Below are 24,083 nucleotides of genomic sequence, written 5' to 3' on the forward strand. Positions count from 1 at the left end.
GGCCGCCTCGACGCACAAATCGTTGATTTCGCAATCGCGGCCGCATGGCACGTTTGTTGCAGTCCGTTCGCCGGGAGGGCCATGTGCGGTGACCTTCCGGCATGGCAGACAGCGAGGACAGCAGATGACGATGCTCGGAAAGTGGCGCGCGGCAGCGCCATGCACAGCCAAGATGGGGCTCAGGGAGGCGCAGACGATCCTGCGCTCGCAAGCCGAGCCTGCCGGAACCGAACGGGTTCTGCTCGGCAATGCCGGCTTTCGCATCCTGGCCGAACCTCTTTTCGCCCGCATCGACTCTCCGCGCGAAACCGTCGCCGCCATGGACGGTTTCGCGGTGTCGGAAAAGGCCGTTCAGGCCGGCTGCCTCACCTTCGCGCTCGCCGGCGCCAGCTATCCCGGCGACAGCGCCCCTGCCGGCCGCGATCCCTCCGCAGCCGTGCGGGTGACGACCGGGGCGCCGATGCCGCCGGGCAAGGACCGCGTCATCCCCTTCGAGCTCGTGGAGGAGACGCCGGCGACCATCCGCCTCGCCGGCCCGCTTCCCGGCGCACGCCACGTCCGCCTGAAGGCCTCGGGCTTCGAGGCCGGCCAGCTCGTCCTGCCGCGGGGTACGCTTCTCGACCCCGCAAAGCTCCTCGTGGCGGCGGCATCGGACAATGGCGACGTCCTCGTCCATCGGCGGCCGGGAGTGCGCGTCATCACGAACGGCAGCGAGCTGGTCGGTGCGGGCCTTGCCGCCGAGACCGGCAATCGCGTGCCGGACAGCCTTTCCCTGCCGCTCCTTCTGATGGCGCGGCAATGGGGTGCCGACGCCGTCGGCGGCATGCTCTGCCCGGATTATGCCGGCGCGATCCGCAAGGCCGTCCTGGCGGCGCTTGAGGATTGCGACGTGCTCGTCATCGCCGGCGGTGCCTCGAACGGCGATTGCGACCTCGCCCGTCCCGTCCTGCGCGCGCTCGGTCTCGTCCCCTTCTTCGCGGGCGTTTCGATCAAGCCGGGAAAGCCCGTCTGGTATGGCAAGGCCGGCGGCGTCCATGTCCTCGGCCTCCCCGGAAACCCCGCCGCCGCGATGACCATCGCCCGGCTTTTCCTCGCGCCCCTCCTCTCCACCCTTTCCGGCCGGCCTTTCGCGGCGGCGCTCGACTGGCAGGAGAAGCCGCTCGGCGCGGCCGCCGAGGCGGCGGACCCGATGCGCGACATGGCGCTGTTCGGCCATCGCGGCCCGGATGGCACCGTCACCATCCTGCCTCGCCAGTCGGCTTCCGCGCAATTGCCGCTGGCGAAGGCGGAGTTGCTCGTGCTGCGCCCCGCCGGCGGACCGGCCCTGCCGACGGGTGCACCCGTGCCCGTGCTCGACCTGTAGGCGGCCGCTTCCACCGCCCACCCTGATCATCGGTCCAAGGCCGCCTCGCACTTTGCCCGAAATGCCTAGCCGCCATCCGCCGCCGCCGCCGGACCGCCCCGCGCGACCCCCACCTTCGCGGCCCGCAACGGACGCGAACCGATGGCATAACCCGGCGAGACGACCGTGCTGACGGTGCCGCTCGGCACCGAGGGATCGGCCACCTCGAACAGGGCCTCATGGAGGTGGGGATCGAACCGCTCGCCGAGCGGTTCGATCCGGCGAATGCCGTGTTTCTCGAAAACCTGCATCAGGTCCTTGCCGGTCAGCGCGACGCCATCGGAAAGCGTCTTCAGCACGGCCGAGCCTCGCCTTGCCTCCGCCGGCACGCTGGCCAGCGCCCGTTCCAGATTGTCGGCGACACCGACGAGGTCGGCCGCGAACTTGCTGACGGCATATTGCCGCGCATCGCTGACATCGCGCTCGGCGCGGCGGCGCAGGTTCTCCGTCTCCGCGAGCGCCCGCAGCAGGCGGTCCTTGAGGTCGGCGACCTCCGCTTCCAGCCGCACGACGGCCTCGACGGCGGCTTCGCCGGGTTCCTCGCGGGGCGTCTCCGTTTCCACGTCGTTCGGAGTTGCGGGTTTGCTCATGATCTGCTCCTCGCTCTTCATCGTTGATGGCTACCGGCCGGATGCCGCCTCGCTGAACATCGCCGCGCTGCCCGTGAGCACGGCGGCGACGAGCTTGGTGACGGCCACGGCCACATTGCCGGCCAGTGCCGCATAGACCGAGGCATGGGCGGCATGCGGTGCCGGCGGGCGCGGATCGGAAAGTGCTGCGTTCAAATCCGTTCCTCCCTTGCCGCCGGCCGTCAGGCCCGTAGCCAGAACCGCAGGATCGCGGCGACGAGGCCGAGCACGGCGACGCTCGACAGCCAGATCAACAGCATCCAGCCGACCTGCCGCACGGTCGGCATCAGTGATATCCGTGGGTGCCGACCTTACCGCGGAACACCCAGTAGGCCCAACCGGTATAGGTCAGGATCAGAGGGATGATGACAAGCGCGCCGACCAGCATGAAGCGCAGGCTTTCCGTCGGCGCGGCCGCATCGCGGATCGTCACGGCCGGCGGCACGACATAGGGGTAGAGGCTGATGCCGAGCCCGACGAAACCGAGCAGGAAAAGCGCCAGCGCCATCAGGAAGGGAAGCCGCTCATGCCCGCGTCGAAGGCTCCAGAAGAGGATGGCCGCGGTGATGGCGACGAGCAGCGGCACCTGCGCGGTCAGCAACACGCCCGGCATCTCGAACCAGCGCCGCCAGTATTCGTAGTGGAGGTTGGGCGTGGCGGCGCTGACGGCGGCAAGCGCAACCAGCGTCATGATGCCGAGCCTCCACGCCATCGTCTGCGCATGGCGAAGGCTCGACCCCTCCGTCTTCCAGACCAGCCAGGTGGCGCCCAGCAGCGCATAGCCGGCAACCACGGCAAGGCCGGTCAGCACGCTGAACGGGCTCAGCCAGTCCAGCCAGCCACCGGCATAGGCGTCGTTCTCCACCGTTATCCCCTGGAGGATGGCGCCGAGCGTCATGCCCTGCGCAAGAGCCGCGACGACCGAGCCGAGGCTGAAGGCGACATCCCAGACCGGGCGGTGGCGCGGATCACGCCAGCGGAATTCGAAGGCGACGCCACGGAAGATCAGGCCGAGCAGCATGGCGATGATCAGCGGATAGGTCGCCGGCAGCACGATGGCATAGGCGAGCGGAAAGGCCGCGAAGAGCCCGCCGCCGCCCATCACCAGCCAGGTCTCGTTGCCGTCCCAGACCGGCGCGATGGAATTCATCGCCTGGTCACGCTCCTCGCCCACCTGGAGCGTGGGAAACAGGATGCCGATGCCGAGGTCGAAGCCGTCCATGACCACATAGGCCATGACGGCAAAACCGATGATGCCCGCCCAGACGAGCGTGAGGTCGAGGCTTTCCATGGCGCTTACTCCCTGCCCACCGTGCGGGCGGCGACACCCGAAGCGGGCGTGATGCCCGCTGCGCGCTGCGGCACCTTCTGCGGTTCGCTCTCGCCCGGCTCCGGCGGTTTGGCCATCAGGCGCAGGAGATAGTAGGTGCCTGCGCCGAAGGCGGCGAAATAGACGATCACGAAGGCGATCAGCGAAACGGCGACGGCGGGCGCAGCGAGCGGCGAATGGGATTCGGCCGTGCGCAACAGGCCGTAGACGGTGAAGGGCTGGCGGCCGACCTCCGTCGTCACCCAGCCGGCGATGACCGCGACGAAGCCGGACGGCCCCATGAGGACGGCGGCGCGGTGCAGCCACGGCCAGTCGTAGAGCTGCCGGCGATAGCGCGCGAAAAGGCTCCACAGGCCGATGCCCAGCATGGCGAAGCCGAGGCCCACCATCAACCGGAACGACCAGAAGACGATCGGCACCGGCGGCCACTGGTCACGCGGGAAATCCGTGAGGCCCGGCAGCGGCGCAAACGGATCGTGCTTGAGGATGAGCGATCCGAGATGGGGGATCGACACCTCATAGCGCACGTCCGCGGCCTCGCTGTCGGGCCAGCCGAAGAGGATGAGCGGCGCGCCATTCGGGCTCGGGCGATAATCGCCTTCCATCGCCAGCACTTTGACAGGCTGGTGCTCCAGCGTGTTGAGGCCGTGCGCGTCGCCGGCAAGGATCTGGACCGGCGCGACGAGCGCGGCCATCCACATCGCCATCGAGAACATCTTTCGTGCCCCCGGATTGGCCCGATCCCTGAGCAGATGCCAGGCGCCGACGGCACCGACCGCAAAGGCCGTGGTCAGGTATGCGGCGATGACCGTGTGGACGAGGCGGAACGGAAAGCTGGCCGTGAAGACGATATCGAACCACGAGCCCGCCGGAATGAACTGACCCTTGTCGTTGATGGCGAAGCCGGCCGGCGTCTGCATCCAGCTGTTGACGGCGATGATCCAGGTGGCCGAGATCAGCGTGCCGAGGGCCACCATCGATGTCGCGAAGAAATGCAGGCCCTTGCCGACCTTGTTCATGCCGAAGAGCATGACGCCGAGAAAGCCCGCCTCAAGGAAGAAGGCCGTCATCACCTCATAGGCCATCAGCGGCCCGATCACCGGCCCCGCCTTGTGCGAGAAGACGGACCAGTTGGTGCCGAACTGGTAGGACATGACCACGCCGGAGACGACCCCCATGCCGAAGACGACGGCGAAGATCTTCAGCCAGTAGCGGTAGAGGTTGGCGTAGACACCCTTGCCGGTCTTCAGCCAGAGGCCTTCCAGCACCATGAGATAGCTGGCAAGGCCGATGGAAAAGGCCGGGAAGATGAAATGAAAGGAGACGGTGAACGCGAATTGCGCGCGCGCCAGCACCACCGGATCGAGCCCATCGAACACTGCCCTCGCCTCCTGTTCCGGCAAGGCTCCGCCCTCGCCCGCCGGGGCGGCGGGCGGCGCCCTGCATCTCGATAATCGTTCAGACCCGCCTTCTATCCGGCGACCACCCGCACCGGTATGGACTTTGCCGCCGGCGTGCCGCTGATCCGGTCGTAATAATCGAGCGGCAGCAAGGGGTTGAGTTCCGGATAGTAGCCGGCGACCGCCCCGCGGGGCATCGGATAGTCGAGCGCCGTCAGGCCGTCGACGCGCCGCGCCATGCCGTCCGTGCTGATGGTTTCGAGCGCGATCCGCGCGCCGGAGGCAAGGCCCCGTTCCGCGAGGTCCTCGGCGTTCATGAACAGCACCATGCGGTCGTTGTAGACGCCGCGATAGCGGTCGTTGTTGCTGTAGATGGTCGTGTTGAACTGGTCGTGCGAGCGCACCGTGGCGAGCCGCAGCATGGCAGGATCGTCGACGACATCGTTCACCTCTAGCCCCGGCAGCAGCAGGAAATTCGCCTTGCCGTTCTCCGTCGGCCAGACGAGCCGGCGCGGCGGGATGTCGAGGTGGAACCCCTTCGGATTCTTGATGCGCTCGGAAAAGCCCGCATAGATTTCGGGATAGACCTCGGCGATCTTGCCACGGATGAGATCGTAGTTGTCGATATAGCTTGCCCAGGGCACCTTGCTGTCCGGCAGCGTGGCCATCGCCATGCGACAGACGATCTCGACCTCCGGCAGCACATGGGGGCTTGCCGGCGTCAAGACGCCGCGCGAGGCCGTGACGTTCGCCATGGCGTCCTCGATGGTGACGAACTGCTCGCCCGCCGCCGTGCGGATCCATTCCGAGCGGGCGACGACCGGCAGGATCAGCGCATCGCGCCCGTGCACCAGATGGCCACGATTGAGCTTGGTGGCGATGCCCACCGTCAGCGCCAGCTTGCGCATGGCAGCGTAGGACCGATCCGTATCCGGGATCGCCCGGACGAAATTGCCGCCCATGCCGATGAAGACCTTGGCCGTGCCGTTCTCCATCGCCTCGACGGATTCGACCGTATGGTGCCCGTGCCCGCGCGGCGGCTCGAAGCCGAAGACGTCGCGCACGCGGTCCAGATAGTCCTGCGAGGGCTTTTCGTCGATGCCGACGGTGCGGTCGCCCTGCACGTTGGAATGGCCGCGGATCGGCGCGATGCCGGCGCCCGGCTTGCCGTAGTTGCCGCGCAGGAGCAGCAGGTTCGACACCTGCTGCAGAAGGCGCGAGCCCTGCTGGTGCTGGGTGAGGCCCATGCCGTAGCAGATGATGGTGGCGCGCGAACGGATGTAGATCTCCGCGCACCGGCGGATCTGCGCCTCGTCGAGCCCCGAGACGCGGACGATCTCGGCCCAGTCCTGCGCCAGGGCATCCGCGCGGATCGCCTCGATGCCCACCGTGTGCTCCGCGATGAAATCCGCATCGAGCACCCTTTCGCCGGCCGCCTCGCGCTCGAACATCACCTTCATCATGCCCTTGATGAAGGAAAGGTCCCCGCCGATCCTGATATGCACGAACTCGCTGGCGATCGGCGTCGAGCCGAAGGTCGCCATCTGCACGACGTCCTGCGGTTCGGTGAAGCGGATCAGCGCGCGCTCCGGCATGGGATTGACCGCAACGATGGGCGCGCCGCGCTTGCGGGCCTCGACCAGGTTGGTCATCATGCGCGGCGAATTGGTGCCGGTGTTCTGGCCGATGACGAAGATCGCCTCGGCATGCTCGAAATCCTCCAGCACGACCGTGCCCTTGCCCACGCCGATGGCCGGCGGCAGGCCGCGGCTCGTCGGCTCGTGGCACATGTTGGAACAGTCCGGGAAGTTGTTGGTGCCGAACGCGCGCACGAAGATCGAATAGAGGAAGGCCGCCTCGTTCGGCGTGCGGCCGGACGTATAGAACTCCGCCTCGTGCGGGCTCGACAATGCCCGGAGGTGCCGCCCGATCATCGCGAAGGCCTCGTCCCAGCTGCACGGCACATACCGGTCGCTCGCCGCGTCGTAGCGCATCGGCTCGGTAAGGCGCCCCTGCATCTCCAGCCAGTAGTCGGACTGCGCCATCAATTCGGTGACGGTGTATTTCTGGAAGAACTCCCGCGTGACGCGGAACTTCGTCGCCTCGTGGGCGAGCGCCTTGGCGCCGTTCTCGCAGAATTCCAGCGTCTTCTTGCAATCGGCATCCGGAAAGGCGCAGCTCGGACACTTGAAGCCGCCCGGCTGGTTCATCGCCAGGAGCGCGCGCGACCCCTTGGTGATGACGCTCTGCTCCATCAGCACCTTGGCGGTCGCGGCAGCGGCGCCCCATCCGCCGGCCGGATGGTTGTAGGTTTTGTATTGCGGCTTTCCATCGGCCATGGCGGACACTCCCCGGATGCGACAGAAATCAAGTAAACCATGTTATGCCATTGAAATCCATAGACAATTTGTCCGAGCTACCATGGACAAACTGTCCAAAGCCGCGCAATTGCCACAGCCAAGCCGTTGAGTTTGCTCAGCCCTCGCCGCTGGCACGCATCCTGCTAAGGGGGAAGAGGCGTGCACGCCGCCGCGCTGTCCCATCTTGCCGACACTCCAATGATCCTGCGTTCAAAACCGAGCTTCAAGGACATCATCTTCGCGATCAACGGCTCCATCCTGCCGAGGATCGCCTGGCACCTCGTGGCGATGACGGTCCTCTCGGTCATCGCGATCTTCGCCGCGCGGGAACATCCCGGGATCTTCGCGAGGATCAGCGCCATTCCCTTCACGCTGACCGGCATCGCGCTTTCCGTCTTCATGAGCTTCCGCAACAATGCGTGTTATGCGCGCTGGTGGGAGGGCCGGGTCCTCTGGGGCGAGCTCATCATCGCCTGCCGGTCCTTCGCGCGGCAGACGGCGGCTCTTGGCGATGACGACCGCCGCTTCCTCCTCCATCGTCTGTGCGCCTTCACGGCGGGCCTCGTCGCACGGCTCCGCGGCGAGGACGAGCCGGCCGCCATCCGCCGCTGGCACGATACCGACGTCGATGCCCAAAGCCCCAACCCCACCAACGACGTCCTCGACGGCATCGGCCGGCACTGCCTCGCGCTGGTGCGCGAGCATCGGATCGGCGAGATCCACTATTCGGTGCTGGAGGGACAGCTCGCGGCGCTCGCAAAGGTCCAGGGGGGATGCGAGCGCATCGCGCTGACGCCCGTTCCCTTCGCCTATTCATTGCTGCTCCACCGAACGGCGCTGGTCTTCTGCCTGATGCTGCCCTTCGCGCTGGCCGGCTCCCTGGACTGGTGGACGCTGCTTCCGGTGCTTCTCGTCGCCTATACGTTCTTCGGCCTCGAAGCGCTCGGCCACCAGTTGGAGGACCCGTTCGGCCTCGACCCCAATGCCCTGCCGCTGGAGGCGATGCAGCGCACCGTGGAGCGGGAGATGCTATCGGTCCTCGGGCATGCGGACCTGCCCGAGCCGATCCTGCCGCGCGACAACGTGCTGCGGTAGCGGCGGGCATTTCCGTCCATGCCGCGCTTCCGGCCGTCGGCGATCGTCTCCGCCTCGTGATCGTCGGCGGATCGGTATTCGCGCGGGGAATGGTCGACATCACAGAGGCATCGCAGACATTGAGGCCTTCCACCGGCCCGGCTGAAGCCGTTCGAAAAAATTAGTTGAATAATTCAACCATTATGTCTAGCCTGACCTCGAAATTCCACGCATGGAAAGCAGCGGGGTTGCCGTCGATGAGCACGCGCAAAAGTCAGGAACTGGCGGCCCAGGTCGATCTGGGCGTGCTCGACGGCCTGCTGAGCTTCTATGTCCGCGTCTTTGAGATCGCCGTCAGCCGGCACCTCGACGACCGGCTCGCGCCCCTTGGCTTTACGGGGCGAAAGGGCACAATCTCCTCGCTCCTGCTGATTGCCCGCCACGCCGGCATCCGGCCGACCACGATCTCCACCCTTCTCGGCATAGACAAGTCGATCACCGTCAAAACCGTTGATGAGCTGCGGCGCGCGAAACTCGTCACCCGTCGCAGCGCGGCGGATGACAAGCGCGCCCAGGAGCTTTTCGTGACCCCGGAAGGGGCCGCGCTTGCGGACAAGGTCGAGACCCTGATCGTCGCGCATTCCGACGAGTTCTTCGCCGGCCTGATGACACGGGAAGAGCACGACATCGTCGTGAACATATTCCGGAAAGCCTTCAACCGGCTGCGCGAGGTGGGAGAATGAGCAAGGGTGTGGCGATGGTCTCGGGCGCGAGCCGGGGCATCGGAGCGGCGGTCGCGTCCCGCCTCGTTTCGGAAGGCTGGAAGGTTTCCCTCGGCATGCGCGGAGGCAGGATACCGGACTGGGCGGCGTCGCTGCCGGCGGAGAGCGTCCTTGCCTGCGCCTACGATGCGGCGGCCGGCAATGAAGAGGCGCGATGGCTTGCACAAACCCGCGCGAGCTTCGGCCCGGTCGGCTGCATCGTCGCCAATGCGGGCATCATGGTGCCGAAATCGGTCATCGAAGCCGAGGACGACGAGGTCGCTGCGATGATGGAGGTCAATGCCTTCGCGCCCCGCCGGCTTGTGCGGGCCGCCTGGCAGGATTTGCGCGCCAGTGGACGGGGACGTGTCGTCATCGTCGCCTCCCTCTCCGGAAAACGCGTGAAATCGGCCCTTTCGGGAAGTTATTCCATGTCGAAATTCGCGGCCGTGGCGCTTGCGCACGGCATCCGCCATGCGGGTTTCGACGTCGGCATCCGCGCCACCGCGGTCTGCCCCGGTTTCGTCGCCACGGATATGGGGCTGTCGCTCTCGGGCCGGCCGGCCGAGGCCATGACGAAGCCCGAAGACCTTGCCCGCATCGTCTCCATGCTGATCGACCTGCCCAACGAGGCGAGTGTCGCCGAATTCGCCGTCAACTGCCAAGCTGAGGAATTCTTCTGATGCCCGGTCCCTTCGTTGTACCCGTCCATGGCGACACCGAACTGCCTGCGGAGGTCGATGTGGTCGTCATCGGCGGCGGCATCATCGGCGTTTCGACGGCGCTGGAGCTTGCCGAAGCAGGCCAGCGCGTGGCCTTGTGCGAAAAGGGCGGCATCGGCCACGAACAGTCCAGCCGCAACTGGGGCTGGGTGCGCGTGGCGCGGCGCGACCCGCGGGAAATCCCGCTGGTGCTGGAGGCCCAGCGCATCTGGCAGGGCCTGAATGCGCGGACCGGGCGGGACACGGGCTATGCGCGGGCCGGGATCATCTTCAATGCCGAGAACGGGGCCGAGCAGGCCTTCTACGAGAAATGGCTGAAGCATCTCGATGGCCACGGCGTGGATTGCCGGATGCTCACCGGCGCGGACTTCGCGGCGATGTTTCCGCAATCGCGCCTTCGCCCGCCGGCCGCGCTCTATTGCGCCGACGACGGCCGGGCCGAGCCGCAGAAGGCAGCCCCCGCGATTGCCGAGCGCGCCCGCGAATGCGGCGCCCATATCCTCACGGAATGCGCCGTGCGGGGCATCGAAACCTCCGGCGGCGCGATCTCGGCGGTCGTGACCGAGCGAGGCACGATCCGCTGCGGCGCCGTGGTGCTGGCGGGCGGCGCCTGGTCGGAGATGTTCACCCGCAGCCTCGATGCCGGCATCCACCTGCCGCAATTGAAGGTGAAGAACTCGGTCCTGCGCACCGAGCCGCACGATGCCGGCCCCGAACAGGCGATGTGGGCGGGCGACTTCGCCATCCGCAAGCGGCAGGACGGCGGCTACACCATCGCCTCGGGCCTCGGCAACATCGTCGACATCGTGCCGGCGTCCTTCCGCTATGCGCGCGACTTCGTGCCGGCATTGCGCGCGGAGTGGCGCTCGCTGATGCTGCGGGCCGGCTGGCGCTTCTTCGACGAGGCGCGCATGCCCCGTCGCTGGGATCTCGACGAGCCGAGCCCCTTCGAATATTGCCGCGTGCTCGACCCCAAGCCCAGCCGCAAGCTGGCCGACATGGCCATGGCCTCGGCGCGCAGGGCCTTCCCGGCTCTCGCCTCGGCAAAGGTCGCGCAGCGCTGGGCCGGCTATATCGACGCCACGCCCGACGCCATCCCCGTCATTTCGGGCGTGGCGGCAATTCCGGGCTTCTTCATCGCGACGGGCTTTTCCGGCCATGGCTTCGGCATCGGCCCCGGCGCGGGCCGGCTCGCAGCCGATCTCGTGCTCGGGCGCAAGCCCGTCGTGGACCCCAGGGAATTCAGGATCGAGCGCTTCGTCGACGGTTCGAAGATCGAACTGCTCGCCGGATACTGAACCAACAAGAAGCCGGAACGGCCGACAAGGGAACGTCAACATTCACACCACCGGGAGAATGACATGTCTGAAAGGGATTTCCAGTTTACCCGCCGCCAGAGCCTGAAGTTCTTCGGCGCCGCCGGTCTCGCCGCCATGGCCCCCTCCGTTCTCGGCATGGGAGCGGCAAGGGCCCAGGATACGCCGAAGGGGCAGATCGTCGTCGGCTTCTCGCAGGAGCCGACGGTCTTCAATCCGCATCTTCTGCATATCGAGGTCGACGAGGGCGTGCATTTCGCGATCTTCGATCCGCTGTTCGACGTCGATGCCAAGGGCAATTTCTATCCGCTGCTCGCCAAGGAAGTGCCGACGGTGGAAAATGGCGGTGTTTCCGCCGATGGCCTGACCTGGAAGGTGACGCTGCGCGACGACGTGACATGGCATGACGGCACGCCGTTCACGGCCGAGGACGTGAAGTTCACGCTCGAGCTGCTGGTCAATCCGGATTTCCGCAGCTGGCGCCGCACGGGCCACAGCCTCGTGCGCGACATAACCGTCGTCTCGCCGACGGAAATCAGCTGGCGCATGGAAAGCGCGTTTGCGCCCTATACCGCGATCCTCGCCTCGACCTTCATCGTGCCCAAGCACGGCTTCGAGGGCGCCGACCCGAACAATGCGCCTTTCAACAACGCCCCGATCGGCACTGGCGCCTACAAGTGGAAGCAGCGCGTGGCGGGCGACCATATCGAGCTTGAGGCCAATCCCGGCTATTTCGGCGACGGGCCCTATCTCGAACGGCTCGTGCTGAAATACATTCCCGATATCACCGTGCTCTATACGCAGCTCAAGACCGGCGACATCGACGTGCTGGCGCTGCAGTGGATCTCGCCCGACAACTACGAGGAGGCGAAGACCCTGCCCGACCGCGTGGTGGAGGTCTTCGGGGCACCGTTCTTCGAAGGCCTCAGCTTCAATCTCCAGCGGCCGCAGTTCAAGGAGCGCGCCGTGCGGGAGGCGCTCTATTACGCCGTGGACAAGCAGACGATCATCGACGCGCTCTACTACGGCGTGCCGCAGGCGACCGAAAGCTACATGCCGCGCGAATCCTACTACTACAACGCCAACCTGCCGGTGCAGGAATACAACCTCGACAAGGCGCGGGCGCTGCTCGACGAGGCCGGCTGGAAGCCGGGTTCGGACGGCATTCGCGAAAAGGACGGCGTCCGGCTTGCCTTTACCTGCTCGACGACCTCGGGCAACCATCTGCGCGAGCAGGCGCAGCAGTTCCTCCAGCAGTCCTTCCGCGAGATCGGCGTCGACATGCAGATCGGCAACCTGCCGCCGGCCGTCATGTGGGGCGACCACTGGATGCTGTCGCAGTTCGACATGGCGCTGGCGGGCCTCAGTTGCCTGACCGGTCCCGACCCGGACACGTCCGACTACTTCCTCTCGACCTCCTCCCCGGCCAAGGGCGGCAACGGCCAGAACACCTGGGTCTACGAGAACCCCGAGGTGGACGAGCTGCTCAAGAAGGGCGGCGCGCTCGTCAGCCCTGAAGAACGGCTGCCGATCTACCAGCGCATCCAGGAGATCATGCGGCACGACCTGCCGTTCCTGCCGATCTTCCAGTACGCCAACATCCGCGGCTACAAGACCGGCATCCAGGGCGTCGAAGCGAACATCAACAACCGCATCGACACCTGGAACGTGCGCAGCTGGCGCTGGGCGTAACGTCCGTTTCCACCGGATCCGGGGTGGGTGTCCCCACCCCGGTCTGCATCGCCCTGCAGCAAGGACGTCCATCTCGCCCAGGGCCCGCATTCACTGCAAGGAACCGGAAAATGGCCCGATTTCTGATCGGCAGGCTTTGGCAGAGCATCGTCCTCCTGCTGCTCGTCTCGCTCATCGGCTTCATGGTGCTCAACCTCGCCCCCGGCGGCCCGCTCTCGCAATTCGCGCTGACACCCGGCATGACGAAGGAGGCGCTGGACCGTATCGCCGAGCAGATGGGGCTCAACAGGCCGCTGCCGGTGCAATATCTCGACTGGCTGTGGAAGCTGGTGCAGGGCGACTGGGGCCGGAGCTTTCGCGACAACCGCCCCGTCCTGGAAGTGATCAACAGCCATCTCTTCGCCACACTGCTGCTCATGGGAGCTTCGACCTTCCTGTCGATGCTGATCGGGGGCTGGATCGGCATCCGCAGCGCGATCCGGCAGGGCTCCGCCTTCGATTACGCGATGACGGTCGCGTGCTTCGTCGCCCTCTCCATCCCGACCTTCTGGGTGGGTCTGGTGGCGATCTTCCTTTTCTCGCTGCGGCTGGGCTGGCTGCCGGCGGGCAACATGTACACCGTCGGCGACGGTTCCTTTTCGGACATCCTCGTGCATCTGGTGATGCCCGCCTGCGTGCTCGCGCTCGTCAACGTGGCGATCTGGGCCCGCTACATGCGGACGGCCACGCTGGAGGTCATCAACCAGGATTTCGTACGCACCGCCCGCGCCAAGGGCCTGCCGCCGCGCCGCGTCCTCATGAAGCATATCGTCGGCAACGCCCTTCTGCCGATGATCACCCTCGCCGGCATGCAATTGCCGACGCTGCTTGGCGGCGCACTCGTGACGGAGACGGTCTTCACATGGCCCGGCATGGGGCGGCTCTTCCTCGATAGCCTCGGCTACAACGATTATCCGGTCGTGATGGGGCTCCTCATGTTCTCGGCCATCCTCGTCCTTATCGGCAATCTCCTCGCCGATCTGCTGGTCGCCTTCGTCGATCCGCGCATTCGTCTTGAATAGGAGGCGTGAAAATGACAGCCGCTTCTTCCTCCCCCGCTCTCCGCCGCCGCTTTCGCGACAATCGTGCCGTCCGCCGCTTCGCGCGCAACCCGCTGGCACTGCTCGGCCTGTTCATGGTGCTCGGATTGACGGTCGCCTGCTTCCTCGGGCCGCACCTTCTGCCCTTCGACGAGCTCTATATCGACCTGCGCGCCCGTTTCGCGCCGCCCCTGACGGGCGCCCATATCTTCGGAACGGACCCGCTCGGCCGCGATATCGCGGCACGGCTGTTCCATGCCGGACAGGTTTCCATGACGGTCGGCTTCCTCGCCATGGTGATCTCCACGGTCATCGGCACGGTGGTCGGTGTCGTCGCCGGCTATCGCGGCGGCTGGACGGGAACGGTCCTGATGCGCCTCGTCGATGCCTTCCTGTCCTTCCCCTCGGTCTTCCTGCTGCTGACGCTCGCCGCCTTCATCAAGCCGAGCCCGATGACGATCACGCTCATCATCGCCTTCACGAGCTGGATGGAGGTGGCGCGCATCGTGGAGGCGGAGGTCAAGTCGTTGCGCGAGCGGGAATTCGTCATGGCCGCGCGCATGCTGGGCCTGTCGAACGGCTGGATCATGTTCCGCGAGATCCTGCCGAACGTGATGGGGCCGATCGTCGTCGCGGCAACGCTGACCGTGGCGCGGTCGATCCTGATGGAGGCCTATATCTCCTTCCTCGGCTACGGCATCCAGCCGCCGCTGCCGAGCTGGGGCAACATGCTCAACGGCGCGCAGCAGTATCTGGCGGCCGCTCCCTGGCTCGCCATCGTGCCCGGCCTTGCCATCACCATCGCCGTCACGGGCTTCAACTTCATCGGCGACGGCCTGCGCGACGCCCTCGACGTTCGTTCACACAATGGGTGACAGGATGACCAAGTTTTCCCCCTTCGACCAATCCTACTGGTTTGCTTCCGCGCCGCCACCGCCGGAAACCGAACGGCTTGCCGGCGAGAAGGTCGTCGACGTCTGCATCGTCGGGGCCGGCTATACGGGGCTCACCACCGCGATCGAACTCCGGCGCAAGGGCGTTTCGGTCGCCATCCTCGAGCGCGAGGAAGCCGGCTATGGCGGATCGGGCCGTAATGCCGGCCATTGCAGCCCCACCTTCTCCTACTATTCGCTGGACAAGATCCGTTCGCTTCTCGGCCAGCCCTGGGCGGAACGCCTCATCCACCGCCAGACGCGAGCCGCCGATCGCGCCGCGGACTACATCCAGCACTACGGCATCGACTGCGAATGGGTGCAGAGCGGCCTCGTCATCGGCGCGATGCGCCCCGGCCACCTGCCGCCCCTCGAACACAAGACCGAAAGCTACAACGCCGTGGGCGCGCGCACCCGCATGCTCGACCGGGACGAGATAACGCGCATCACCGGCAGCCCGCGCCTTTACGGCGGCTGGCTGCACGAGGAAGGCGCGCACATCCATCCGCTGAAATATGCCCGCGGCCTTGCGGCGGCGGCGATCAGCGAGGGCGCCACGCTCTATACCCGGTCGCCGGCGAAACGCTGCGAGAAGACCGGCGGCAAGTGGAAGGTGGTCGGCGAAGCGGGCCACGTCATCGCAGACAAGGTCATCTTCGCCACTGGCGCCTACACGGTGGAGGGCTGGCCCGATCTCGACAAGAGCTACCGCATCATGCCGGTCTATGTCTGCGCCACCAATCCGCTGTCCGATCGTGCCCGCGAAACGGTGCTGCCGCAGAACACGACCATGATCGACGGACGCGGCGACTTCTACTGCTACAAATGGACCGCCGACAACCGCATCGTCGCTTCCATGTTCCTCAGGGGGCCGCGCGGCCGCGACATCGCCTATTCGAAGACGGTCATGACCGACCGGCTGAAATGGCTGCACCCGCAGCTGACCGAGGCGGTGCGCTGGGACTACTTCTGGTTCGGCGAGCTGGACATGCAGTACCGCACCGTGCCCCGGCTCTACAGCCTTGCGCCGGGCGTCGTGGCCCTCACCGGCCTTTCCGGCCGGGGCGTGCCGACGGGCACCATGCTCGGCGGCATCCTTGCGGACTGGGCAATCGGCACGCAGGAACGGGACCTCGACCTCAAGGTCGAGCCGCTGCATCGTGCGCCGTGGTGGATGGACTACGGCCCGAGCTACAAGCTGCGCGAGATGCGCGCGGTCGACAATTTCATGAGCAAGCGGGGCGGCGTGGAGCTGCCGCCGCATTCTTGAGAAGGAGGACGAACCATGTCGATCTACTGGAACGTGAAAGACGATACCGGCCGCACCGAGGCGGCCGTGGCGGAAAACGGCGCGCAATCCTATCGGCGCATGATCTGGGAGGACCAGGGCGACAGCGCGGCTGCGGTCAAGGCTGCCGTCTGGATCGCCGAGCCCGGCATCTATCCCTACCCCGCCCGCGCGCTGGAGGAGACCTTCGTGGTGATCGAGGGCGAAGCCGATTGCCGCATCGGCGACGGTGAGAAACGGCGCATCGGGCCGGGCACGATCGTGGTCGTTCCGAAGGGAGAGGCAGCCTGGCTGGACGTGATCACCCCCTTCCGCAAATTCGCGATGGTCGTACCCAAGCCCTGACCCGCCTAACGAAGGGGAGCCCCATGACAGACCTTCACCGCAATCCGGCCGGAACGATTCTCGCAGTCCGCTCGCTCGACGTGAGCCTTCCGCGGAACATGGAACGCAGTCATGCGGTGGAGGGCGTCTCGCTCGATCTCAGGCAGGGCGAGATTCTCTGCGTCGTCGGCGAAAGCGGCTCCGGCAAGTCCGTGACCGCCAGCACGGTCATGGGCCTGCTGCCGCCCGCCATGCGGGTGACAGGCGGGGAAATCCTCTACAAGGGGCGCGACCTCATCGCCATGCCGGAGGCAGAGCGCCGCCAACTGCGCGGCAAGGCGATCTCGATGATCTTCCAGGATCCGCTTTCGGCGCTCAATCCGCTGATGACCATCGAGGAGCAGATCGACGAGGTTTTCGTCGCCCACGGCGTGACGAACCGCGCCGAGCGGGAACGTCGCGTGCTGGAGCTCATCACCGAGGTCGGGCTTCCCGATCCCCCGCTGATCCGCAAGCAATATCCCTTCCGTCTTTCCGGCGGCCAGCGTCAGCGCGTGATGATCGCCATCGCGCTGGCCCTCGATCCCGACATCCTGATCGCCGATGAACCGACGACGGCGCTCGACGTGACCATCCAGGCGCAGATCCTCGACCTGATCCGCCGGCTGCAGGCGAAGAAGAACACGAGCGTCATGTTCATCACCCACGACTTCGGCGTGGTGGCCGACATCGCCGACCGGGTCGTGGTGATGGAAAAAGGGCATGTGGTGGAGGAAGGCACCGCCGATGCGGTGCTGCGCGATCCGCAGCATCCCTACACACGCCGGCTGATCGCCGCGGTACCCCGCCTGCGTGAGGCGGAGAACGAGGTGAAGGCGGGCGAAACCGTTCTGGAGGTGCGCGGCCTCAGCAAGACCTATCGCAGCCATGCCGGCCTTTTCGGCAAGGTGCGGGTCGTTCCGGCCGTCGAGGACGTCTCCTTCACGCTTCACCGCGGCGAGACGCTGGGCGTCGTCGGGGAAAGCGGATCCGGGAAATCCTCGATGGGCAAGGTGCTCATGAAGCTCGTGGAGGCGGATGCCGGCGAAATCCTGCTCGGCGGTCGCGACATAAGGCCGATGGGCGAGGCCGAGTTCCGTCAGCTCCGGCCCCGCATCCAGATGATCTTCCAGGATCCCTTCGCCTCGCTCAATCCGCGCCTTACCATCGGCACGTCCCTGACGGTGGGCCCGGTCGCCCATGGGCTCGACCGGAAGGAGGCCCATCGCCGGGCGCTCGGCCTGCTGGAGCGCGTCGGGCTCGGCGCCGCCGCCTTCGAGCGCTATCCGCACGAGTTCTCCGGCGGCCAGCGCCAGCGCGTCGGCATAGCGCGTGCCCTGATGTTCGATCCGCAGATCATCGTCGCCGACGAGGCCGTCTCGGCGCTCGACGTCTCCATCCAGGCGCAGATCCTGCAACTGCTCGCCGAGGTGCAGGCGGAAAAGCACCTTGCCATGATCTTCATCACCCATGACCTGCGCGTCGCCAGCCAGATCTGCGACCAGGTGATCGTGATGAACCGTGGCCGCGTGGTCGAGGCCGGCACGCCGATGCAGATCTTCCACAACCCGCAGGAAGCCTATTCGCGTCAGCTCATGCAGGCGATCCCTGGCTCCGACCTGTAGCATTTGCCGTTGCTCTGCGGGGCAGTGCCTGCTGAAGCCCTGTGATTGAAGAGAAGCTACAGAAGTCCACCCTTGTCAGTCGATATCGGCACCAGCTCCATCGGCCGGTGCGTCTTGCCCTCGACGAGAAGGGTGTCGATGTTATCTCTTCCGACAGACACGTCCGCAGTCGAAAACCTCGCTCGCCGTCGCCCTTGGGTCAGGCTTGCAGCTGCGTCGGCGGGTCCGTGCCCGCAAGGCCGAGGGCGGCGCGCAGCGTCGCCTCGCTCTGCCGGGCGAACCGGTCGGCGGCCAGGCGGCCGCGGGCTTCGTCCCTCGGCGGCAACGGGCCGGCCAGCCGCTCCGCGATCCCGTCCGCCGTCATGGGCACATGCGGGATGTTCTCGACGATGCACAGGCGATGGGCAAGGGAACCGTAGCGCACGACGGCCGGGATGCCGAGCTGCGCGGCTCGACCGAGAACGCCCGAGGCGTGGTCGCCGATGGGCGGATAGAAACACCAGATCGCATCGCTCGCGGCATAGGCTCCGAGCAGTTCGGCATCCGAGACGCTGCGGTTCACCGCAACGCCGCCCGCCTCGCGGAAGGCCGCCGCATAGTCGTCGACAGCCCGCTCGATCCTGCCGCAGGAAATGAACTGGAAGCGCGTCCTGAGGGCGGCAACGCGCACATAACTGTCGGTGAAAAGGTCGAAACCCTTGCGTCGGCTCTGCGTGCCGATCGCCGTCAGAACCAGGCGCGCACCCGGCTGCCGCTCGCTGCGCAGCAGTTCCACCGCCTCCCGCTCCTCGTCCGTCAGGTCCCAGAGCTGGAAATCGTAAATCCAGCCTTTCGCGATCGTGGAAAAGGCAGGGAACACGCTGAAGGGAAGGATGGTCAATGTATGGATGGCGCGGAAACGCTTCAGCCACCGGAGGACGGCGCGTTTCCAGCGACAGGACCGGCGGGACGATACCGACAGCGGCATCGGCCGCAACAGCAGGCCCGCCGTCCGCCGCCCGGTGAGGGCCCGCAGCAGGCTGACCGCGACATAGAGCAGGAAGGCCTCCTCCACCATCAGAAACAGAACGGGCGCACGCGACAGAAGCACGGCGCGCAAACCGGCCCGGCGCGCGCCGAAAAGCCGCTCCAGGACGCGCAGGTAGGACGGGCGGCGACCGCTCTCCCCCCTGGAATAGACGAGCGGCGCGCCCGTACGTCCCCGGACCCGCGCCCGCCGCGTCCGCCAGAGCCACCCACGCGCGGGTGTGCCGAGATTCTGTGCACCGAGATTTTGAGGCTGCAGATCCAATCGCGCAGACGAACCCGTTGCAGCCGGCAAGTCCGAGCCCGCCTGCATGACATTCCCCCGAAAATCATCGCCAAATGTCTTCCGGACCGTCCCGCCCGGAAAGAAGTGCAATGGCCGCCTCGGCCGCCATCACGGAAACATCAAAATCCTGGAGTGACGCTCGCCCCGCCACAACCCTGTCGTTAATATTTTCACTTTAGCGTGTCATTCTGGGAATTCAAGCCCAACCCCACAACCATAGCGGACGGTCGGCGTGCAAGGTCCGGCTTCACCGGGATATAAGCCCCAGCTTGCCGCCGCGTGCCGGAGGGGCCATAAAGGCCCGGAACAGACCGGCCGCGCCCAGGGACGAAGGATGAACCTCAAGGAATTTGCGGCCCGCATCGGCCTTTCGCAGACCACCGTCAGCCGGGCGATGAGCGGCTATCCGGAGGTGCGGCCCGAGACACGGCGACGCGTGCTGGAAGCGGCGGAAAAGCTCGGCTACCGGCCGAACATCAGCGCGCAGCGACTGGCGACCGGCCGGGCCGGCGCGATCGGCATGGTCTTCCAGGGCGGCGGGCGCTTCGGGCCGCATTCCAGTGAATTCATGGGCGGGCTCTCGACCCGGCTGCAGGAGGACGGCATCGACATTCTCGTATCGACCGTCGAGACGGAGGCGGAAGAGGCCGCCGCCTATCGCCGGCTGGCCGCCAGCAAGCGGGTGGACGCGGTGGTCGTCCACACGCCGGCCTGCGCGGATGCCCGCATCGCTCTTTTGCAGACCTTGGCGCTACCCTTCATCGTGCACGGGCGCAGCACGGCGGAACGCTCCTTCGCCTTTCTCGACATCGACAATTTCGGGGCGATCGAGACGGCGGCGGGCTATCTTGCCGATCTCGGCCACCGGCGCATCGCGCTCATCAACGGCGACACGACCAGCACCTATGCGCAGGACCGGAGCAGCGGGTACCGGACGACGCTCGAGGCACGCGGCCTCATCCTCGATCCGGCCCTTGTCGGCCATGGCGAATTCACGGACGAGACCGGCTTCCGGCTAATGCAGGCTTTCCTCGCCCTCCCCGCGCCGCCGACGGCGGTCATTGCCGGTTCGATGATGTCGGCGCTGGGCGCCATGCGGGCGATCCGCATTGCGGGGCTTGCCGTGGGTGCGGATGTCTCGCTCATCGCGCATGACGACGTCTTCCCCTATCTCAGCCCGGACAACCTCGTGCCATCCGTCACGACGACGCAATCGCCGATCCGCGCGGCGGGCGAACGCATCGGCGACATGGTCCTGCGGCTGTTGCAGGGCGAGGCGCCGGAGGCGCTGCAGGAGATCTGGCCCGTCGATTTCCGCATTCGCGGCTCGACCGGCCCCGCCCCGGCCTGAGGTCAGACCTTCAACTCGCGGCGTTCCCTTTCGGTCTCGATCGCAAGGTCCAGAACCTTCTGCAGCTCGGCCGCATGGCGGAAGCCGGGCTCGACCTGCCGGCCCGCCATCACGGAGGCGGCGAAGCGCTCGTAGTTGGTCGGCACCGTACCGGCATCGAGCTCGCGCCAGACGGCCTGCTCGACATCCTCCCCGAGGCACCCGCGCAGGCGCGACCCTGCGGGCGTGTGGATGACCTCCAGGGCGCCCCTGTCGCCATGCATGCGCAGACGCAGTTCGTTGAGGTGGCCGGTCGCCCAGCGGCTCGCATGGATGACGCCGAGCGCGCCGTTGGAAAAATCGACGGTCATGGTGAAGCTGTCATTGGCGTCGAGGTCGTATTCGCCGATCCGGTTGTCGGGCGCCTTGTCGAAGGCCCGCAGCCGCGCGAAGACATGCTCCACATCGCTCGCCGCGCCATAGCTGGCGAAATCGAGGATGTGGATGCCGACATCGCCGAGCACGCCGTTCGAGCCGTGCCGGGTGGAAAGCCGCCAGAGCCACTGGCTTTCCGTCGCCCAATTGCCCCAGGCCTTGGAGACGAGCCAGCTTTGCAGGTAGGAGGCCTCGACATGGCGCACATGGCCGAGTTCGCCGGCCAGCACCATCGCCCGCGCCTTCTGCAGGGGCGCCACGTTGCGGTAGGTGAGGTTCACCATGGTGACGAGGCCCGAGGCCTCGGCGGCGCGCGCCATCTCGTCCGCCTTGGCATAGTTTTCCGCCAGCGGCTTCTCGCACATCACATGCTTGCCCGCCGCAAGCAGCGCCAGGGTGGTCGGGTGATGGGCGCGGTCGGGCGTCACGTTGGTGGCGGCATCGAAACCGTTCCAGGCGATGGCGTCCTCCAGCGAGGTGAAGACGTTGGGAATGCCGTGCGTGTCGGCAAAGGCCTTGGCGCGCAGGGGGTCCACATCGACGGCGCCGACCAGGTCGACGCCATCGATCGCGGCAAAGTGCTGGGCATGGGTATTGGCCATGCCGCCGGTTCCAAGAACGAGCAGGCGCATTGTTTCCTCAGCGATATCCGGCTTCGCCGGCTTCATGCAGTTTCGGGCCGCGCTCGACGATCGGCTCCAGCGCCTTTTCGACCGGCACGTTCGGTGCGTCATGGATCGCCGTGTAGGTGCCCTGCGGGTTGAAGGCCCATTTCACGCCATTGGCGAGCACCTTCTGCACGGTGGCATCGTGATAGGTCGGATAGGTCTCGTGGCCCGGGCGGAAATAGAAGATGTTGCCGGCGCCGCGGCGCCAGGTCATGCCGGACCGGAAAACCTCGCCGCCGGCGAACCAGGAGATGAACACCGTCTCCAGCGGTTCCGGCACGGAGAACTGCTCGCCATACATCTCCTCGTTTTCCAGCACGAAGTTCTCGCCGAGACCCTCGGCGATCGGATGGCGCGGATTGATGACCCAGAGGCGCTCGCGCTCGCCGGCCTCCCGCCATTTCAGGGCACAGGGCGTGCCCATCAGCCGCTTGAAGATCTTCGAGAAATGGCCGGAATGGAGGACGATGAGGCCCATGCCTTCCCAGACCCGTCTCGCCACGCGCTCGACGACGTCGTCGCTGACGGCGCCATGGTCCTTATGCCCCCACCAGACGAGTACATCCGTCTCGGCAAGCCGCGCCTCGGCAAGGCCGTGCTCGGCTTCCTGCAGCGTCGCCGTGCCGGCGCTGATCGACGGATCCCGGTTCAGCGCCTCGGCAATGGTGGTGTGCATGCCGTGCGGATAGATCGAACGCACGATCTCGTTGGTCTGCTCGTGGATGTTCTCACCCCATACGATGGTGCGTATTGCCATGTGCCGTTCCTCTGAGCCAAAAATTGAAACCGCTTTCAATTCGGCGGAACCGATAGAGACAGACCCGATTCTTGGCAAGCGGGGGTCTTGTCGATTCCTGTCGTCTTTCAGTGGAATGTCGATTTGGAGAAAAGGTTCAGCACAAGCACGCCGGCAATGATGAGGCCGAGGCCGAGAACGGCGGCAAGATCGAGCTTCTGGCCGAAGACGAAATAGCCGACGAACGAGATCAGCACGATGCCGAGCCCGCTCCAGATGGCATAGGCGATGCCGACCGGCACATAGCGCAGGCTCCAGGACAGGAAGAAGAAGGCGATGGCGTAGCAGACCACCATCATGGCGGTCGGCACGACCCGCGTGAAATGCTGCGCGGCCTGCATGGCCGAGGTGCCCAGCACTTCGAAGACGATGGCGACGACGAGGGCGGCGTAGACGGAGGTGAGGTTCATGGCGTTTCTCTGGCGCCCGCGGGCGCAAATCGTATCGGGGATCAGGAGCGCGTCAGCGCCGAGAGCCGGTCCAGCATGGCCGCGCGGGTTGGCGCATCCATGGTCGGCGAGCCGAGAAGATCGGCAAGCCAGAGGCCATCCACGGCGTAGCGCACCAGCATGGCGTCGAGCGCGGAATCCGTGCCGACATTTTCCGCAAGGTATCGCTCCACCCATTGTCGCCAGCGCTCGCGCAGGTGCGGCTCGGAAATGAGGGCGACGGTCAGCACCTTCCACTTCTCGCCGTCGGCCAGCCCCTCCGGCAGGAAGAAGACCGAGATATAGGCGCGGGTGAAGCGGCCCTTCGGCTCCGGGTCGTCCCGCATCCTGTCGGCGATCGCCCGGTCGAACTTGTCCGTCAGATCGGTGAACAGGCCGTCGAGCAGCGACAACTTGTTCGGGAAATGGTGCAAGAGGCCACCCTTGCTGACACCCGCCGCCTGGGAGACCGCGTCGAGCGTCACGCTCGCCGGCCCCTTCTCCAGCGACAGCTTCGCCGCGACCTCCAGCAATTGCTGGCGGACGGCTTCCGGGTGCTTCTTGCGGTGGTGGGCCTTGCTCATGCCGCAAACATACCGTCTAGACGGTTTCTTGTCAATCACGCTGAAAATGCGGGGGGACGGCGCGCTTCGTCGCAGGCGAATAGCCGGCATTGCCTACCGCGGATGCGGGCGGTAAGACCGGGGAAACGGGAGAGACCCATGACGGACACGACCGACAACCAGCAGCGTCAGGGCGAGACGATCACCCTTTACGAGGCGATCGGCGGCGATACGGCCGTCAGGGCGCTGACGCACCGCTTCTACGTGCTGATGGACACATTGCCGGAAGCCGCGCGCTGCCGCGCGATCCACCCGCCGGACCTTTCCGGCAGCGAGGAAAAACTCTACGAATACCTGACGGGATGGCTCGGCGGGCCGCCGCTCTACACGGAAAAGCGCGGCCACCCCATGCTGCGCCGCCGCCATTTCGTGGCGCCGATCGGCCCGGCCGAGCGCGACGAATGGCTGCTCTGTTTCATCCGCGCGCTGGAGGAGACCGTGCCGAGCGAAGGCCTGCGCGCCATCATCCTCGAGCCCGTCACGCGGCTCGCCCATCACATGCAGAACCAGGAATAGCC

At 66.3% G+C, this 24,083-nt stretch carries 24 protein-coding genes; 13 read left to right on the forward strand and 11 right to left on the reverse strand.

What is annotated here, in order from left to right; all coding sequences use genetic code 11:
- Positions 1–124: 124 nt before the first annotated feature.
- Positions 125–1,363 (forward strand): molybdopterin molybdotransferase MoeA, encoded by a 1,239-nt coding sequence (locus MUU56_RS30135; RefSeq protein WP_245082134.1) that lies wholly within the window; start codon positions 125–127, stop codon positions 1,361–1,363.
- 65 nt (positions 1,364–1,428) lie between these two features.
- On the opposite strand, the gene grpE is transcribed toward MUU56_RS30135, so the two are convergent.
- The 6 genes from grpE to MUU56_RS30165 all read right to left on the reverse strand — a co-directional run bounded on the left by grpE (position 1,429) and on the right by MUU56_RS30165 (position 7,100).
- Positions 1,429–1,992, reverse strand: coding sequence for a nucleotide exchange factor GrpE (gene grpE, locus MUU56_RS30140; RefSeq protein WP_245082138.1), 564 nt, complete (start codon positions 1,990–1,992; stop codon positions 1,429–1,431).
- A gap of 30 nt (positions 1,993–2,022) precedes the next feature.
- On the reverse strand, positions 2,023–2,187 hold the full coding sequence (locus tag MUU56_RS30145) for a hypothetical protein (protein ID WP_398433136.1): 165 nt from the start codon (positions 2,185–2,187) through the stop codon (positions 2,023–2,025).
- A gap of 26 nt (positions 2,188–2,213) precedes the next feature.
- On the reverse strand, positions 2,214–2,318 hold the full coding sequence (locus MUU56_RS30150; RefSeq protein WP_245082143.1) for a DUF2474 family protein: 105 nt from the start codon (positions 2,316–2,318) through the stop codon (positions 2,214–2,216).
- Positions 2,318–3,322, reverse strand: a complete 1,005-nt coding sequence (gene cydB / locus MUU56_RS30155) for a cytochrome d ubiquinol oxidase subunit II (RefSeq protein ID WP_245082145.1) — start codon at positions 3,320–3,322, stop codon at positions 2,318–2,320. The genes MUU56_RS30150 and cydB overlap by 1 nt, the downstream gene beginning before the upstream one ends.
- Before the next feature lie 5 nt (positions 3,323–3,327).
- The gene (locus MUU56_RS30160; protein WP_245082148.1) at positions 3,328–4,740 is read right to left on the reverse strand and encodes a cytochrome ubiquinol oxidase subunit I; all 1,413 of its coding nucleotides are present in this window, start codon (positions 4,738–4,740) and stop codon (positions 3,328–3,330) included.
- A gap of 92 nt (positions 4,741–4,832) precedes the next feature.
- Entirely contained in the window at positions 4,833–7,100 is a 2,268-nt protein-coding gene (locus tag MUU56_RS30165) for an FdhF/YdeP family oxidoreductase (RefSeq protein WP_245082151.1), read from the reverse strand.
- A 219-nt stretch (positions 7,101–7,319) separates the two neighbouring features.
- On the opposite strand from MUU56_RS30165, the gene MUU56_RS30170 reads away from it, so the two are divergent.
- The 10 genes from MUU56_RS30170 to MUU56_RS30215 all read left to right on the forward strand — a co-directional run bounded on the left by MUU56_RS30170 (position 7,320) and on the right by MUU56_RS30215 (position 17,973).
- Positions 7,320–8,216 (forward strand): bestrophin family protein, encoded by an 897-nt coding sequence (locus MUU56_RS30170; RefSeq protein ID WP_245082154.1) that lies wholly within the window; start codon positions 7,320–7,322, stop codon positions 8,214–8,216.
- 182 nt (positions 8,217–8,398) lie between these two features.
- Complete coding sequence (locus MUU56_RS30175) at positions 8,399–8,938, forward strand: MarR family winged helix-turn-helix transcriptional regulator (protein WP_245082157.1); 540 nt, start codon at positions 8,399–8,401, stop codon at positions 8,936–8,938.
- Positions 8,935–9,639, forward strand: a complete 705-nt coding sequence (locus MUU56_RS30180; RefSeq protein WP_245082159.1) for an SDR family NAD(P)-dependent oxidoreductase — start codon at positions 8,935–8,937, stop codon at positions 9,637–9,639. Before MUU56_RS30175 ends, MUU56_RS30180 begins: the two co-directional genes overlap by 4 nt.
- Complete coding sequence (locus MUU56_RS30185; RefSeq protein WP_245082162.1) at positions 9,639–10,976, forward strand: NAD(P)/FAD-dependent oxidoreductase; 1,338 nt, start codon at positions 9,639–9,641, stop codon at positions 10,974–10,976. The genes MUU56_RS30180 and MUU56_RS30185 overlap by 1 nt, the downstream gene beginning before the upstream one ends.
- A gap of 63 nt (positions 10,977–11,039) precedes the next feature.
- Entirely contained in the window at positions 11,040–12,686 is a 1,647-nt protein-coding gene (locus tag MUU56_RS30190; protein WP_245082165.1) for a peptide ABC transporter substrate-binding protein, read from the forward strand.
- 110 nt (positions 12,687–12,796) lie between these two features.
- Complete coding sequence (locus MUU56_RS30195) at positions 12,797–13,747, forward strand: ABC transporter permease (RefSeq protein WP_245082167.1); 951 nt, start codon at positions 12,797–12,799, stop codon at positions 13,745–13,747.
- Between the two features lie 11 nt (positions 13,748–13,758).
- Complete coding sequence (locus MUU56_RS30200; RefSeq protein ID WP_245082169.1) at positions 13,759–14,640, forward strand: ABC transporter permease; 882 nt, start codon at positions 13,759–13,761, stop codon at positions 14,638–14,640.
- Positions 14,641–14,644: 4 nt separating this feature from the next.
- Positions 14,645–15,967 carry an NAD(P)/FAD-dependent oxidoreductase gene (locus MUU56_RS30205; protein ID WP_245082171.1) on the forward strand — a complete coding sequence of 441 codons (1,323 nt, stop codon included), beginning with the start codon at positions 14,645–14,647 and terminating at the stop codon, positions 15,965–15,967.
- A gap of 15 nt (positions 15,968–15,982) precedes the next feature.
- Complete coding sequence (locus tag MUU56_RS30210; RefSeq protein WP_245082173.1) at positions 15,983–16,330, forward strand: cupin domain-containing protein; 348 nt, start codon at positions 15,983–15,985, stop codon at positions 16,328–16,330.
- A gap of 23 nt (positions 16,331–16,353) precedes the next feature.
- Entirely contained in the window at positions 16,354–17,973 is a 1,620-nt protein-coding gene (locus MUU56_RS30215; protein ID WP_245082175.1) for an ABC transporter ATP-binding protein, read from the forward strand.
- A gap of 199 nt (positions 17,974–18,172) precedes the next feature.
- On the opposite strand, the gene MUU56_RS30220 is transcribed toward MUU56_RS30215, so the two are convergent.
- Positions 18,173–19,264 (reverse strand): hypothetical protein, encoded by a 1,092-nt coding sequence (locus MUU56_RS30220; protein ID WP_245082178.1) that lies wholly within the window; start codon positions 19,262–19,264, stop codon positions 18,173–18,175.
- Between the two features lie 355 nt (positions 19,265–19,619).
- Between MUU56_RS30220 and MUU56_RS30225 the strand changes: the two genes are divergently transcribed.
- On the forward strand, positions 19,620–20,636 hold the full coding sequence (locus MUU56_RS30225; protein WP_245082181.1) for a LacI family DNA-binding transcriptional regulator: 1,017 nt from the start codon (positions 19,620–19,622) through the stop codon (positions 20,634–20,636).
- A gap of 2 nt (positions 20,637–20,638) precedes the next feature.
- Here the strand turns inward: MUU56_RS30225 and MUU56_RS30230 are convergent, their stop codons facing one another.
- The 4 genes from MUU56_RS30230 to MUU56_RS30245 all read right to left on the reverse strand — a co-directional run bounded on the left by MUU56_RS30230 (position 20,639) and on the right by MUU56_RS30245 (position 23,526).
- Positions 20,639–21,682: a Gfo/Idh/MocA family protein gene (locus tag MUU56_RS30230; protein WP_245082184.1), complete on the reverse strand. Its 1,044-nt coding sequence runs from the start codon at positions 21,680–21,682 to the stop codon at positions 20,639–20,641.
- A 7-nt stretch (positions 21,683–21,689) separates the two neighbouring features.
- A complete protein-coding gene (locus MUU56_RS30235; protein ID WP_245082187.1) occupies positions 21,690–22,475 on the reverse strand; it encodes a ThuA domain-containing protein in 786 nt (261 codons plus the stop codon).
- 107 nt (positions 22,476–22,582) lie between these two features.
- Positions 22,583–22,924, reverse strand: coding sequence for an SMR family transporter (locus MUU56_RS30240; protein WP_245082189.1), 342 nt, complete (start codon positions 22,922–22,924; stop codon positions 22,583–22,585).
- 41 nt (positions 22,925–22,965) lie between these two features.
- Complete coding sequence (locus MUU56_RS30245) at positions 22,966–23,526, reverse strand: TetR/AcrR family transcriptional regulator (protein ID WP_245082192.1); 561 nt, start codon at positions 23,524–23,526, stop codon at positions 22,966–22,968.
- Positions 23,527–23,664: 138 nt separating this feature from the next.
- On the opposite strand from MUU56_RS30245, the gene MUU56_RS30250 reads away from it, so the two are divergent.
- On the forward strand, positions 23,665–24,081 hold the full coding sequence (locus MUU56_RS30250; protein WP_245082195.1) for a group II truncated hemoglobin: 417 nt from the start codon (positions 23,665–23,667) through the stop codon (positions 24,079–24,081).
- Positions 24,082–24,083 lie beyond the last annotated feature (2 nt).

This window comes from Shinella yambaruensis, from assembly GCF_022899355.1.
Classification (GTDB): Bacteria; Pseudomonadota; Alphaproteobacteria; order Rhizobiales; family Rhizobiaceae; genus Shinella; species Shinella yambaruensis.